Raw genomic sequence first — 14,481 nt, forward strand, 5'->3', positions numbered from 1 at the left:
ATGAAAAAAAACTTTACTTTAATTTTTATATTGCTCCTCTCCCTCTTTTGGACAGGAGGAAATGCTCAAACGCAATTCTGGAGCGATACCTTTGAGGATCTAGGGGCTCCAAGTTCAGGTCTCCGCACTTCATCATATAACACAGGTGGACCATCAATTCCATATTCTTATTACTTTTTAAGAACAGATGGTACCAATATAGCGTTACAGGCTGCTTCCGCTCCTGAAACAACTACTACATATCAAAACATACAAGGTACAAAATTTTGGGCTGGAGAAGATTTAGACAGAGTTGGTACTGGAACTAATAATGCAGCCGATAAAGTCCAAAATATTACCTGGACTGGAATTAGTATAGTTGGAAAATCCGGGTTATCCTTTAAAGGTTTATTTGCTGCAAATAGTGGACATGACTGGCAAAATATAACAGATTTCCCAACTACGTATGACTTTTTAGAAGTCGAATATAGAATTGATGGCGGTGCCTGGACATTATTGGGAGGAATATATGCTGAACAATCTGCTACAGGTGGATATGTACAAAAACGTCTGAGAGTTGACACTGATGGAAATAAATTTGGAGATGGGACAGTTTTATCAAGAACTTTTCAAGAGATAGACTGGAATATAACCGGAACTGGAAGTTTATTGGATCTTCGTTTCCGTGTAAGCGCTGATGCAACTGGAACTCAAGAATTTGCTATAGACAATTTTAGATTATTAGAAGCACCAGCATGTGTTCCTCCGGCTGTACCGACTGTATCAACAACTGCTGCTACTTGCTCGGCTAACGGAACGGCTTCGATCGCTAACTATTCCGCTTTACTGACTTATACTTCAACTCCGGCAGGGGCAACTGTAGGTGCGTTGGGTGCTATTACAGGAACTGCAGGAACTGCTTATACTTTCACGGCTACAAATGCTCCAAGTTGTACTTCGGCTGCTTCGGCTTCGGTTACAATTCCTCTGCAATTGGCTGCTCCGGCTGTGCCAACTGTATCAACAACAGCTGCTACTTGCTCGGCTAACGGAACGGCTTCCATTGCCAATTATTCTGCTTTACTGACTTATACTTCAACTCCGGCAGGGGCAACTGTAGGTGCGTTGGGTGCCATTACCGGAACTGCAGGAACTGCTTATACTTTTACAGCTACAAATGCATTAAGCTGTACTTCGGCTGCTTCGGCTTCGGTTACAATTCCGCTGCAATTGGCTGCTCCGGCTACTCCGACTGTATCTACAACTGCTGCTACTTGCTCGGCTAACGGAACGGCTTCCATTGCCAACTATTCCGCTTTACTGACTTATACTTCAACTCCGGCAGGGGCAACTGTAGGTGCGTTGGGTGCCATTACCGGAACTGCAGGAACTGCTTATACTTTTACAGCTACAAATGCATTAAGCTGTACTTCGGCTGCTTCGGCTTCGGTTACAATTCCGCTGCAATTGGCTGCTCCGGCTACTCCAACTGTATCAACAACAGCTGCTACTTGCTCGGCTAACGGAACGGCTTCCATTGCCAACTATTCCGCTTTGCTTACTTATACTTCAACTCCGGCGGGGGCAACTGTAGGTGCGTTGGGTGCCATTACCGGAACTGCAGGAACTGCTTATACTTTTACGGCTACAAATGCTTCAAGCTGTACTTCAGCTGCTTCAGCATCGGTTACAATTCCGCTGCAATTGGCTGCTCCGGCTACTCCGACTGTATCTACAACTGCTGCTACTTGTTCGGCTAACGGAACGGCTTCCATTGCCAACTATTCTGCTTTACTGACTTATACTTCAACTCCGGCAGGAGCAACTGTAGGTGCGTTGGGTGCCATTACAGGAACTGCAGGAACTGCTTATACTTTTACAGCTACAAATGCTTTAAGCTGTACTTCGGCTGCTTCAGCATCAGTTACAATCCCTGTACAATTGGCTGCTCCGGCTGTACCGACTGTATCTACAACTGCTGCTACTTGCTCGGCTAACGGAACGGCTTCCATTGCCAACTATTCTGCTTTACTGACTTATACTTCAACTCCGGCAGGAGCAACTGTAGGTGCGTTGGGTGCCATTACAGGAACTGCAGGAACTGCTTATACTTTTACAGCTACAAATGCTTTAAGCTGTACTTCGGCTGCTTCAGCATCAGTTACAATCCCTGTACAATTGGCGGCTCCGGCTGTACCGACTGTATCTACAACTGCTGCTACTTGCTCGGCTAACGGAACGGCTTCGATCGCTAACTATTCCGCTTTACTGACTTATACTTCAACTCCGGCAGGAGCAACTGTAGGTGCGTTGGGTGCTATTACAGGAACTGCAGGAACAGCTTATACTTTTACAGCTACAAATGCCTTAAGCTGTACTTCGGCTGCTTCGGCATCGGTTACAATCCCTGTACAATTGGCTGCTCCGGCTGTACCGACTGTATCTACAACTGCTGCTACTTGCTCGGCTAACGGAACGGCTTCGATCGCTAACTATTCCGCTTTGCTTACTTATACTTCAACTCCGGCGGGGGCAACTGTAGGTGCATTAGGTGCCATTACTGGGACTGCAGGAACTGCTTATACTTTTACAGCTACAAATGCCTTAAGCTGTACTTCGGCTGCTTCGGCTTCGGTTACAATTCCGCTGCAATTGGCTGCTCCGGCTGTACCGACTGTATCTACAACTGCTGCTACTTGCTCGGCTAACGGAACGGCTTCCATTGCCAACTATTCCGCTTTACTGACTTATACTTCAACTCCGGCAGGGGCAACTGTAGGTGCTTTAGGTGCTATTACCGGAACTGCAGGAACAGCTTATACTTTTACGGCTACAAATGCATTAAGCTGTACTTCGGCTGCTTCAGCATCAGTTACAATCCCTGTACAATTGGCGGCTCCGGCTGTACCGACTGTATCTACAACTGCTGCTACTTGCTCGGCTAACGGAACGGCTTCGATCGCTAACTATTCCGCTTTGCTTACTTATACTTCAACTCCGGCGGGGGCAACTGTAGGTGCATTAGGTGCCATTACTGGGACTGCAGGAACTGCTTATACTTTTACAGCTACAAATGCCTTAAGCTGTACTTCGGCTGCTTCGGCTTCGGTTACAATTCCGCTGCAATTGGCTGCTCCGGCTGTACCGACTGTATCTACAACTGCTGCTACTTGCTCGGCTAACGGAACGGCTTCGATCGCCAACTATTCTGCTTTACTTACTTATACTTCAACTCCGGCGGGGGCAACTGTAGGTGCTTTAGGTGCCATTACCGGAACTGCAGGAACTACTTATACTTTTACAGCTACAAATGCTTTAAGCTGTACTTCGGCTGCTTCAGCATCAGTTACAATTCCGCTGCAGCTTCCAGTTCCTAACAATACAGCAACTCTTACATCTGGTGTTATTGCAGCAACTCAAACTGGTGCTTCATACCAATGGATCCAATGTCCTGCCACTATATTAATTGGTGAAAACGGGCAATCATTCACTCCAACGGCTACCGGCTCTTATGCAGTTGTCGTAACTGTAGGAAGTTGCAGTGTTATCTCACCATGCGTACTTGTAAGTAGTTTAGCTAATCCTAATCTAGAAGAAAAATCTAAATTTGTAATATATCCTAATCCTAACAATGGTACTGTAAACATACAAACTGACCATGATAGTGATTTAATCATCACAAATCAATTAGGACAAACTATTAAAACTGCAAAAGTGATATCTGATACGATTAATACAATTAATCTTGAAGGCAATGCTGATGGAGTTTATTTCATTACAGAAAAGAAAGGCAGTAAATTAACTACTCACAAATTAATTCTGAAAAGATAATCTAAAAGGTTTTATAAATTCTTTAAAATCAGAAAGGGAAAAATCAAATAATTTTTCCCTTTCTTTTTATATCAATTTAAAATTAATCTACCTCTTAAAATGGCACATCACTATCATCGTCGTCATCATTCAGATTACTTCCGAAAGCTTCATTAGCTGAAGGAAGATTATTAGTAATAAACGGATTATCATCATGATTCATTTTTGACGGCAAATCATCATAACTACCTGAAAATTCATCAAGATTATCAAACTTTCCTAAGTGGCCTAAAAATTTCAAACGAATGTTTTCAATACCACCATTACGGTGTTTTGCTATCATAATTTCAGCCTGGCCAGCGGTAGGCGAAGCTTCTTCATCATCCCATTCCTCAATTTTGTAATATTCTGGTCGGTATAAAAACGAAACGATATCAGCATCCTGCTCAATTGCTCCAGATTCACGAAGATCTGATAATAAAGGACGTTTACTAGAACCACGTGTTTCTACAGCACGCGACAGCTGAGAAAGTGCAATAACCGGAACGTTAAGTTCTTTTGCCAAAGCTTTTAAGTTTCGGGAAATTGTAGAAATTTCCTGCTCTCGATTTCCTCCTCCTTTAGCATTTCCTCCTGCAGTCATCAACTGTAAATAATCTATAATGATAATTTTAATACCATGCTGCGACGCTAAACGACGGCATTTTGCTCTTAAATCGAAAATAGAAAGCGAGGGTGTATCATCAATAAATAAAGGCGCTTTCTCTAAATCTTTCACTTTAGTACTCAACATTGTCCATTCATGAGCCTCTAATTTACCTGTACGCAATTTTTCTGATGACAATCCTGTTTCGGAAGAAATAAGCCTCGTAATTAACTGAACAGATGCCATCTCCAGAGAGAATAACGCTACTGCGTGCCCATATTGGATAGCAATATTTCTAGCCATTGAAAGTACAAATGCCGTCTTTCCCATCGCTGGTCTGGCTGCGATAATAATTAAATCACTCGGCTGCCATCCAGACGTTAACTTATCCAGATTATGAAAACCAGTTTCTACACCACTTAATCCTTCTTTTTTAGAGATTTCTTCAATTTTCTTTTTAGCTTGTAAAACTAAACTTTGTGCCGTTTCAGAACTACGCTTGATATTTCCTTGTGTTACTTCATATAATTTAGATTCCGCTTTATCTAATAAATCAAAAACGTCTGCACTTTCATCATACGATTCTTCAATAATTTCTGAAGAAATTCTAATCAAACTTCTTTGAATAAACTTTTGAAGAATAATACGCGAATGAAATTCGATATGTGCAGAAGAAGCAATTTTCTGGGTAAGTTGAATCAAATAAAAATCTCCGCCCGCTAAATCCAACTTTCCGTTTTTCTTTAACTGAGTTGAAACGGTTAAGATATCTATTGGTTGCGTTTCTGTAAAAAGTTGCAAAATCGCTTCAAAAATATATTTGTGTGCGTCTTTGTAAAAAGCATCAGGCTGCAAAATATCAATTACATCATCTACCCCTTTTTTATCAATCATCATTGCACCCAACACAGCTTCTTCTAAATCAAGAGCTTGCGGCGGTAACTTCCCTTTTTCTAAATTGATAATTGTGGTTTTATCGACCTTAACAGAGTTTAAGTTTTTGAAATTTTCCATATAGCGAAAGTAGCAAAATTTAAAAAAAATCTGGCTATCTAGTTATAACTAATAATTGTTTATAAATAATCTTGATTTGTTCATAACCAAAAAAAAATCCGAAACCACAGGGCTTCGGATTTTTAATCATACCTTATGAAATTACTCTTTAAACTCGCCCATATTACTGTATTTGTCCATTCTTTGGGCAATCAAGTCGGCTGTTGATAAGTCTTTCAATTCATTATATCCTTTAGTAATATATTCCGCTACTGTCTTAAAAGTAGTTTCTCTGTCATAATGCGCTCCACCAAGTGGTTCCGGAATTACATCATCAACCAATTTTTGTTTTTTCATGTCAGAAGAAGTCAGTTTTAAAGCTTCGGCAGCACGCTCTTTGTACTCCCAGCTTTTCCATAAAATAGAAGAGCAAGATTCCGGAGAAATAACAGAATACCATGTATTCTCTAACATATAAACTTTATCTCCAACACCTATTCCTAAAGCTCCTCCTGAAGCACCTTCACCCACAATGATAGTGATAATTGGCACCTGCAAACGAACCATTTCGAAAATATTTCTCGCAATAGCTTCTCCTTGTCCTCTTTCTTCAGCTTCAAGTCCTGGGTATGCACCTGGAGTATCTACTAAAGTTAAAACCGGGATTCCGAATTTCTCAGCCATTTTCATTAAACGCAAAGCTTTACGGTATCCTTCCGGATTTGCCATACCAAAATTACGGTATTGCCGTGTTTTTGTATTAAAACCTTTTTGCTGACCGACAATCATAAACGACTGACCGTTTATTTTACCAAGACCACCTACCATTGCTTTATCATCTTTAAATCCACGATCTCCATGAAGCTCTAAAAATGTATCTCCGCAAATTGCTTTAATATAATCTAAAGTATAAGGTCTGTTTGGATGTCTTGACAATTGTACACGCTGCCAGGCCGTAAGGTTTTTATATATCTCTTTTTTTGTTTCCTCTAATTTTTTGTTGATTTCCTTACACGTTGGTGTTACATCAACGTCAGATTCTTTTCCAATAATAACACACTTTTCCAGCTGTTCTTCAAGTTCTTTAATTGGAAGCTCAAAATCTAAATATTCCATGGATTTTTGAATTTTGTTTTTAAATCGAACCGCAAATATAAAAATATTATATCATTGGCGAAGTTAATTGTTATTTAAAGTATAAAATGCAATCTAAAAATAAGTAAAATATTACAGTATTTATTTCTTCTTCTGATAATGCTTGAAAACACCGTTTAGAATAACCGTTATAATAATTATTACTGCTCCGATATAAAACTCAACACTCATTTTTTCTTTTCCTCCTAAGATAAAATAAGCCAGAACGATTCCATAAACAGGCTCTAAATTAGTCGTTAACATTACTGTATAAGGTGTTAATCGCTGCATTACTTTTACCGAAGCTGTAAATGCATAAGCCGTACAAATTGAAGCTAAAATCAATAATAAAACCCAGTTATTTAAAGACATTACAAAGAAATCTGCTGTGAATTTTCCCTGAAACAAAAAATAAATCGTGATAAAGAAAACTCCCGCGCCAAACTCATAAAATGTAATTACTGAAGGTTCGTGATCCGAAATAAGTTTTCCGTTCAACAAAGTAAACACTACACCAAGAATTATAGCTGCCAAAGCGTAATAAACACCTGTAAGATATTTAATCTCGACCTGCAATATCAAAGCAAGACCAGCAATAATGACCAAGCCGAAAAGAACCTCATAAAATAATATTTTTCTTCCGTAGAAAAGTGGTTCGAGCAATGACGCAAAAAAAGCACCCAATGAAAATATCGAAAGTGTAATTGAAACATTTGAAACATGGATGGCTTTAAAAAAGAAAATCCAATGCAGTGCAATCAGTAAACCAACAAAAATCAATTTAAAGAGTTCTTTTATAGGAACCTGAAAAGACTGTTTTTTATAAGCTATAAATGCTCCTAAAAAAATTAAGGCAAGAAGCATTCTGTACCAAACCAGATTTTCGGCATCAATAGTAATCAAAGCGCCCAGGATAGCTGTAAAACCCCATATAAAAACTATTAAATGAAGATTTAAATAGCTTTTTAAATTATCGTTTCGCATTGCGTAATAAGTAAATTGCCAAAGCCCCAAAAACTATATTCGGGAACCAGACTGCTAAAAAAGGTGAAAAAGTGGATTTTTCGGCAAGAGTACCAAATATTTTATCAAAAAACACAAATGAGAAAGCTATTGCAATTCCTATTGCCAGATTAACTCCCATTCCGCCACGACGCTTCATAGATGAAACTGCCACTGCAATAATAGTCAGAATAAAAGCAGAAACTGGAACGCTGTATTTTTTATAAAGTACCACCAAATATGTATTAATATTTCCGGATCCTCTTTTGCGTTCTTTATCAATAAAATCAATTAAATCGCCCAGAGAAAGTGTTTCCGCAATGTAAACCACCGGAGTAAGATCGGCCAGTTCAAACTTAAATTTCATTTCCTTTTCAGGATTTTTCTCTATTATGTCATTTAGTTCACCTAGTGTTCTTTTCGTATAATCATAAAGAATATACTTCTTCTTTTTAGGATCCCAAGTAATTCTGCTTGCAGTAATTTTATAAGTCAGTTTATCTTTTTCAAAATGTTCAAGTGTGAAATTAAATGCGGTTTTGGATTCTTCATTAAAACTATTGACAAAAATAAAATCGTTATCATTGACTTGTCTGTAAACATTGGTGTTTTCACCACGCATCAGCTGTTTACCATTTCCTTTTAAATAGGTATATCTGAAATTATTAAACCCTTCGCTGGCTGCAGGAACAATAAAAAAACCCATCAGAAGCACAAAAACCGAAACGATGGAAGCCCCAATAATATAAGGTCTTAAAAAACGCGTAAATGAAATTCCGGAGCTTAGAATCGCAATAATTTCAGTATTATTCGCCAGTTTTGAAGTAAACCAGATTACCGATAAAAACAAAAAAATAGGAAACAGGGAATTCGCAAAATAGACTGTAAAATTGTAGTAATAAATAGCTATTTGGGTAAAAGGAATTTTATTTTCCAGCATTTTATTCACCTTTTCAGAAACGTCAATTACAATTCCGATTGGAATAAATAAAAGAATCATCACTGAGAAAGTGACTAAATATCTTCTTAAAATATACTTATCTATTATTGTCAGCATAGATTATTTGTTTCAAGTTTTCTTTGTTTCAGGTTTCAAGTTTTGAGAATCAATTCTAAAAAGAACTTGAAACCTGAAACTTGAAACTTAAAAACTTTTTAAAGTCTTTGACTCATATTTTTAACCATCATTTCTTTCCATGGTCTGAAATCTCCAGCTATGATATGTTTTCGGGCTTCACGAACCAGCCACATATAAAAACCAAGATTATGGATTGTTGCAATTTGTTTTCCTAAATATTCATTAGCAGCAAACAAATGACGCAAATAAGCTTTTGAATATTCTGTATCTACAAAAGTATGACCCATTTCGTCAATTGGCGAAAAATCCGCTTCCCACTTTTTGTTTTTTATATTTATAGTTCCATTTGCCGTAAACAACATTCCGTTTCTTGCGTTACGAGTTGGCATTACACAGTCAAACATATCGATTCCTAGTGCGATATTTTCTAATATATTTATAGGAGTTCCAACTCCCATTAAGTAACGAGGTTTATCTTCCGGAAGAATTTCGCAAACCACTTCTGTCATGGCATACATTTCCTCCGCTGGTTCCCCTACTGATAATCCTCCAATTGCATTTCCCTGCTGTCCGGAATTCGCAATATATTCTGCCGACTGACGACGTAAATCTTTATACGTACTCCCCTGAACAATTGGAAAAAACGTCTGTTCATATCCATATTTATAAGGAACTTTTTCTAAGTGATTAATGCAACGATCTAACCAGCGATGCGTCATATGCATCGATCTCTGAGCATATCTGTAATCACAAGGATATGGCGTACACTCATCAAAAGCCATAATAATATCAGCCCCAATTGTTCGCTGAATTTCCATTACATTTTCCGGCGTAAAAAAGTGATACGAACCGTCAATATGCGATTTGAACTTCACCCCTTCTTCCTTAATTTTTCTGTTAGATGAAAGAGAATATACCTGATATCCTCCAGAATCTGTTAAAATATTACGATCCCAATTCATGAATTTATGCAATCCCCCCGCTTTTTCAAGGATTTCAGTCTGTGGACGCAAATATAAATGATAGGTATTTCCAAGGATAATATCCGGATTAATTTCCTCTTTAAGTTCACGCTGATGCACCCCTTTTACAGAAGCTACAGTTCCAACAGGCATAAAAATAGGAGTTTCTATAACCCCATGATCTGTAGTAATACTTCCTGCTCTCGCTTTCGATTGCGGATCTTTTTGTAATAAATCAAACTTCATCTGTTTCTTTTTTCAGGGTGCAAAGATAGGTTAATTTGAGAGATTTTTTATTAATTAGATAATTTGTCAATTAGAAAATTAGATACTGTTTTTCAATAACTTGAAACATGAAATATTAAAAATTGGAATTTAGAACTTCAAAATCATTCTGGACATCCCCTAACGGTTGGGCTATTCATAGTATTCCAAATTATAAAAAATAAGAGCTAACTATATTTTGAGACAACCTCTTTTCAAATTTTAATTTTCATAAAAAACATCCAAATAGAAATATCTGCTTTCAAAAATTTAAATCATTTCCGGATTTTTTTTTGAGATTAATAAAAAAAGCATCAGAATTTCACAATTGCAGTAAACTAAAGCAGAAAATCATTTGTCAGCCCGCAAAATAAAAATTACTTTTGCACCAGTTTAACTTTTACATATAAAATGAAGCCTAACACACAACAATTAAGCGATTTAACGATCCAGGTAAGAAGAGATATTCTTAGAATGGTACATGCTGTCAACTCAGGTCACCCAGGTGGTTCATTAGGTTGTACTGAATTTTTGGTTGCATTATACCAAAACATTATGGAACGTAAAGAAGGTTTTGATATGGACGGAATCGGAGAAGATCTTTTCTTCCTTTCAAATGGTCACATCTCACCTGTATTTTACAGCGTTTTAGCAAGAAGTGGTTATTTCCCTATTTCTGAGCTTGCTACTTTCAGATTATTAAACTCTCGTTTACAAGGACACCCTACAACTCACGAAGGATTACCAGGAGTTCGTATGGCTTCCGGATCATTAGGACAAGGTTTGTCTGTCGCTCTTGGTGCTGCACAGGCTAAAAAATTAAATGGAGACAACCACTTAATTTATACACTACACGGTGACGGTGAATTACAGGAAGGTCAAAACTGGGAAGCTATCATGTATGCTTCTGCAAAAAAAGTAGACAACCTTATCGCAACTGTTGACCTTAACGGAAAACAAATTGACGGAACAACTGACGAAGTTTTAGCAATGGGAAGCCTGCGTGCTAAATTTGAAGCTTTTGACTGGGAGGTTATCGAAATTACCAAAGGAAACGACATCGAAGCCATCATTGGAGGAATGAATGAAGCAAAAGCAAGAACAGGAAAAGGAAAACCGGTTTGCGTATTACTTCATACTGAAATGGGTAACGGTGTAGATTATATGATGTACAGCCATGCTTGGCACGGTAAAGCACCAAATGATGCACAGCTTGCAACTGCTTTGGAACAAAATTATAACACTGGAGGCAATTCAGATTATTAAATAAAGCTTTATGCCTTAAGCAGTAAGCCTTACTTATTGCCTAACGCCTATTGCGTACAGCAAAAAAACAAAAATGAAAAAATATACAAATACAGGAAGTAAAGATACCCGTTCAGGTTTTGGTGCGGGAATGACTGAACTAGGTCAAAAAAACGAAAAAGTCGTAGCATTATGCGCTGACTTGATTGGATCATTAAAATTTGACGAATTCAAAAAGAATCACCCAGAGCGTTTTTTCCAGATTGGAATTGCAGAAGCTAATATGATCGGAATTGCTGCAGGTTTAACAATTGGAGGAAAAATTCCTTTTACAGGAACTTTCGCCAACTTCTCTACAGGAAGAGTTTACGATCAGATTCGTCAGTCTGTTGCTTATTCTGATAAAAACGTAAAAATATGTGCTTCTCACGCTGGTTTGACTCTAGGTGAAGATGGTGCTACTCACCAAATCTTAGAAGACATCGGATTAATGAAAATGTTACCAGGAATGACTGTAATCAACACTTGTGATTACAACCAAACCAAAGCTGCAACATTAGCACTTGCAGATCACCACGGTCCTGCTTATTTACGTTTCGGACGTCCGGTTGTTCCTAACTTTACTCCTGCTGACGAACCATTCGTGATTGGAAAAGCAATTATGTTAAATGAAGGAACCGATGTAACAATCATTGCAACAGGCCATTTAGTTTGGGAAGCAATTGTTGCTGCTGAAGCTCTTGAAGCAAAAGGAATTTCTGCGGAGGTAATCAACATTCACACCATTAAACCTTTGGACGAAGAAGCTATTTTGAAATCAGTAGCTAAAACCAAATGTATTGTAACAGCTGAAGAGCACAATTACCTTGGTGGCCTAGGAGAAAGCGTATCAAGAGTATTAGCCTTAAACACTCCTGCTCCACAGGAATTTGTCGCTGTAAAAGACAGCTTCGGTGAATCAGGAACTCCTGAGCAATTAATGGAGAAATACAAACTAAACAATCAGGCGATTGTTGAAGCTGTAGAAAGAGTTATCAAAAGAAAATAAATTTAGTTTTCATTCATAAAAAAACCTCGAAATTCACATTTCGAGGTTTTTTTATATGATTTAAATCAATACCAAGATATTGGAGTTTCATGCCAACCATCTGCCATTTGAAATTGAATTTTTCCTGAAATAACAAAATTATGATATGGATTAGCAAGAACAAATGAACCAATCCAAGTAGACAATAAAAATGTTTTACTACCTGTAACTGCATCAGTACTAAAATAAGGAGTATTCCACGTTTCGTCATTTGCTATATATTGAGACGAATAATCCCTCTCCTTTGAATTATCTGTTTTCCATGAACATGTCCAAGTCGAACAAGATCTATATTGCATTACGCATCTTAAATACATCTTGCTAGACTGAATTTGATTATTAACAACAATGGTCTCATTAAATAAATCTAAAACATGTCGTAATCTAACCCCTGGAAAATTAAACTCCCCTTCACCATTTATAAAAGTTTTGGTTCTATTTTCATTAGGAATCACATCTCTACTTGTCAATGCACTTTTAGAACCTGTATAATTCAACAATTGCCCATAAATTTCAAAATTCCCTTTGATTAGACTTAACTCTTTCGAACTCTTACTTGCATCATCTTCTGAAAGCAAGTAAAAATTACGTTCATTAAGCCAAATAATCTTCCCACCTATTTTAACTTTTGAATCATAATTTAAGACTGCTCTTAATGCATCTGAATATATGATTCGTGTATCAGACAAAAAATCTTCTTCCATTTCATTCGAATCATCTGAATTATTCAATAACGATTCAAGCCTCTTGTTTGAAATCCAATTTTGAACATCTTTTGAGGTTTTCATTTCTGATATCTCAGAATATTCTTTAACAAAAGATTCATCATTTTTAAAAGATAACATTTTTCCATCTAATACCAAAGAAGACACATTTGACACTGGAGCATTATTAGACTCATTCTGATCTTCATTGCTACATGACATTGTAGCTAACAGAATAAATAATGCAAGTAATTTTTTCATTTTTATACATTTAAGATTATTAAAGCAAAAATATAATCTTTTTCCTTCATAATACACGAGAAAACAAATAAAAAAAGTATTTTCTTACATTATACAATAAAAAAACCTCGAAATTCACATTTCGAGGTTTTTTTATTGTATAATGTGAACTTTTATTTTTTCGCAGTTACCGTGGTAACTTTAGTTGTATTGTGCGCCTTATCAAGATGTATTTTAAGTCTGCCTTGCGTAGTATAATCATATACATTTCTTGTTACACCATCTATCGTTTCAGTCTTAACAAATGCAGGAATCCCTCTTGGCTCACTATTCAATGCTTCATTTGTATTTGGCGTTGTTGGATCATCCTCGACTGTAAACGGCTCGTACGGATAATATTTACTCGGCCCAAAAGCACCTCCAACCTCAGCAGTAGGCTTTGTAATTTCTAAAAGTGTTGTATACCCATCACCATCATCATCAATATCAATAAAATCGGCAAGACCATCTCCATCTGTATCATCAATTAATTCAGCTGGCGGATTTGTATACAAAGTCTTATTACTAAAATCATACACATAACCATCTCCATTAATATCTTCATCAATATCTAAAATACCATCACCATCATGATCTAATCTCTGTATGTCATATAATTTAAAACTAAAAACCAAAGGAGCATATGCAGGAATTGTACCAGACCCTCCGGCATAATATGCCAGCCCTGAAGGTAAAAACATAACTCCTGCTCCAAAATCACTATATGTAATAGTACCGTCAGCATTTACTGGATTAGCCTTACCTGCCTTAAACTTAGGAAAAATTTCCTTCCAACCATCTACAAAAACTCCATTGGCACCCAAACCGTCTAAACTAAAAGGTCTTCCCAAATTATAAGAAGTATCAAAAACGGTTCCGTCTAATAAATTCCCTACATATGAAGTATTAATCCTATCGAAATTACATGGTGCTTCCCCAACTCCTTCATTTAAAACCAAATAGTACACTTTGTATGTAATATTATCATTATAAACATTTCTTGACTGCAAAGGATAAACCGTCTGATCCCAAATAGAAGTCTGAGTACCTCCTGCTGGAATCTTGCTTATTTTTATATCAAAATCTGCAGTAACTTCTTCAATATAATTTGTTTTTAGATATTTTTCAATCGAATCGTTATCTGCCTTGGCTTGCTCTGAATAATCTCTTAACGGAACAGTTACCACATCATCATCGTCATTTTTATTACAGGAAACTATAGCTGCGGCGGCAATCAGTAAAACAAAAAAATATTTAATTTTATTCATTATTGTGATTTTTTTAGGTGCGCAAGATAC

The 14,481-nt window shown here is 37.1% G+C and carries 10 protein-coding genes; 3 read left to right on the forward strand and 7 right to left on the reverse strand.

Features of this window, described 5'->3' with window-relative positions; all coding sequences use genetic code 11:
- Positions 1–3,810 carry a T9SS type A sorting domain-containing protein gene (locus tag GWR14_RS02685; protein WP_163407494.1) on the forward strand — a complete coding sequence of 1,270 codons (3,810 nt, stop codon included), beginning with the start codon at positions 1–3 and terminating at the stop codon, positions 3,808–3,810.
- Positions 3,811–3,904: 94 nt separating this feature from the next.
- Here the strand turns inward: GWR14_RS02685 and dnaB are convergent, their stop codons facing one another.
- The 5 genes from dnaB to tgt all read right to left on the reverse strand — a co-directional run bounded on the left by dnaB (position 3,905) and on the right by tgt (position 9,850).
- Positions 3,905–5,449 carry a replicative DNA helicase gene (dnaB, locus tag GWR14_RS02690; protein ID WP_163407495.1) on the reverse strand — a complete coding sequence of 515 codons (1,545 nt, stop codon included), beginning with the start codon at positions 5,447–5,449 and terminating at the stop codon, positions 3,905–3,907.
- A gap of 141 nt (positions 5,450–5,590) precedes the next feature.
- Positions 5,591–6,544, reverse strand: a complete 954-nt coding sequence (locus GWR14_RS02695) for an acetyl-CoA carboxylase carboxyltransferase subunit alpha (RefSeq protein WP_163407497.1) — start codon at positions 6,542–6,544, stop codon at positions 5,591–5,593.
- Between the two features lie 120 nt (positions 6,545–6,664).
- Positions 6,665–7,546 carry a DMT family transporter gene (locus GWR14_RS02700; RefSeq protein ID WP_163407498.1) on the reverse strand — a complete coding sequence of 294 codons (882 nt, stop codon included), beginning with the start codon at positions 7,544–7,546 and terminating at the stop codon, positions 6,665–6,667.
- A complete protein-coding gene (locus GWR14_RS02705) occupies positions 7,533–8,621 on the reverse strand; it encodes an LptF/LptG family permease (RefSeq protein WP_163407500.1) in 1,089 nt (362 codons plus the stop codon). The genes GWR14_RS02700 and GWR14_RS02705 overlap by 14 nt, the downstream gene beginning before the upstream one ends.
- Before the next feature lie 98 nt (positions 8,622–8,719).
- Positions 8,720–9,850 (reverse strand): tRNA guanosine(34) transglycosylase Tgt, encoded by a 1,131-nt coding sequence (gene tgt, locus GWR14_RS02710; RefSeq protein WP_163407502.1) that lies wholly within the window; start codon positions 9,848–9,850, stop codon positions 8,720–8,722.
- 429 nt (positions 9,851–10,279) lie between these two features.
- On the opposite strand from tgt, the gene GWR14_RS02715 reads away from it, so the two are divergent.
- Both GWR14_RS02715 and GWR14_RS02720 read left to right on the forward strand, forming a co-directional pair.
- On the forward strand, positions 10,280–11,134 hold the full coding sequence (locus tag GWR14_RS02715; RefSeq protein ID WP_163407504.1) for a transketolase: 855 nt from the start codon (positions 10,280–10,282) through the stop codon (positions 11,132–11,134).
- Positions 11,135–11,207: 73 nt separating this feature from the next.
- Complete coding sequence (locus GWR14_RS02720; RefSeq protein WP_163407506.1) at positions 11,208–12,161, forward strand: transketolase family protein; 954 nt, start codon at positions 11,208–11,210, stop codon at positions 12,159–12,161.
- Positions 12,162–12,226: 65 nt separating this feature from the next.
- Here GWR14_RS02720 and GWR14_RS02725 read toward each other — a convergent pair whose 3' ends face one another.
- Complete coding sequence (locus GWR14_RS02725; protein ID WP_163407507.1) at positions 12,227–13,165, reverse strand: hypothetical protein; 939 nt, start codon at positions 13,163–13,165, stop codon at positions 12,227–12,229.
- Positions 13,166–13,317: 152 nt separating this feature from the next.
- Positions 13,318–14,451 (reverse strand): FKBP-type peptidyl-prolyl cis-trans isomerase, encoded by a 1,134-nt coding sequence (locus GWR14_RS02730; protein ID WP_163407509.1) that lies wholly within the window; start codon positions 14,449–14,451, stop codon positions 13,318–13,320.
- Between the last annotated feature and the right edge of the window lie 30 nt (positions 14,452–14,481).

This window comes from Flavobacterium ajazii (genome assembly GCF_010614725.1).
GTDB lineage: Bacteria > Bacteroidota > Bacteroidia > Flavobacteriales > Flavobacteriaceae > Flavobacterium > Flavobacterium ajazii.

What these genes read in the sequence shown, in the direction of transcription:
- GWR14_RS02695 (WP_163407497.1), bottom strand. Translation starts at nt 6,544, where the DNA reads ATGGAATATTTAGATTTTGAGCTTCCAATTAAAGAACTTGAAGAACAG.
- GWR14_RS02720 (WP_163407506.1), top strand. Translation starts at nt 11,208, where the DNA reads ATGAAAAAATATACAAATACAGGAAGTAAAGATACCCGTTCAGGTTTT.
- GWR14_RS02700 (WP_163407498.1), bottom strand. Translation starts at nt 7,546, where the DNA reads ATGCGAAACGATAATTTAAAAAGCTATTTAAATCTTCATTTAATAGTT.
- tgt (WP_163407502.1), bottom strand. Translation starts at nt 9,850, where the DNA reads ATGAAGTTTGATTTATTACAAAAAGATCCGCAATCGAAAGCGAGAGCA.
- GWR14_RS02685 (WP_163407494.1), top strand. Translation starts at nt 1, where the DNA reads ATGAAAAAAAACTTTACTTTAATTTTTATATTGCTCCTCTCCCTCTTT.
- dnaB (WP_163407495.1), bottom strand. Translation starts at nt 5,449, where the DNA reads ATGGAAAATTTCAAAAACTTAAACTCTGTTAAGGTCGATAAAACCACA.
- GWR14_RS02715 (WP_163407504.1), top strand. Translation starts at nt 10,280, where the DNA reads ATGAAGCCTAACACACAACAATTAAGCGATTTAACGATCCAGGTAAGA.
- GWR14_RS02730 (WP_163407509.1), bottom strand. Translation starts at nt 14,451, where the DNA reads ATGAATAAAATTAAATATTTTTTTGTTTTACTGATTGCCGCCGCAGCT.
- GWR14_RS02725 (WP_163407507.1), bottom strand. Translation starts at nt 13,165, where the DNA reads ATGAAAAAATTACTTGCATTATTTATTCTGTTAGCTACAATGTCATGT.
- GWR14_RS02705 (WP_163407500.1), bottom strand. Translation starts at nt 8,621, where the DNA reads ATGCTGACAATAATAGATAAGTATATTTTAAGAAGATATTTAGTCACT.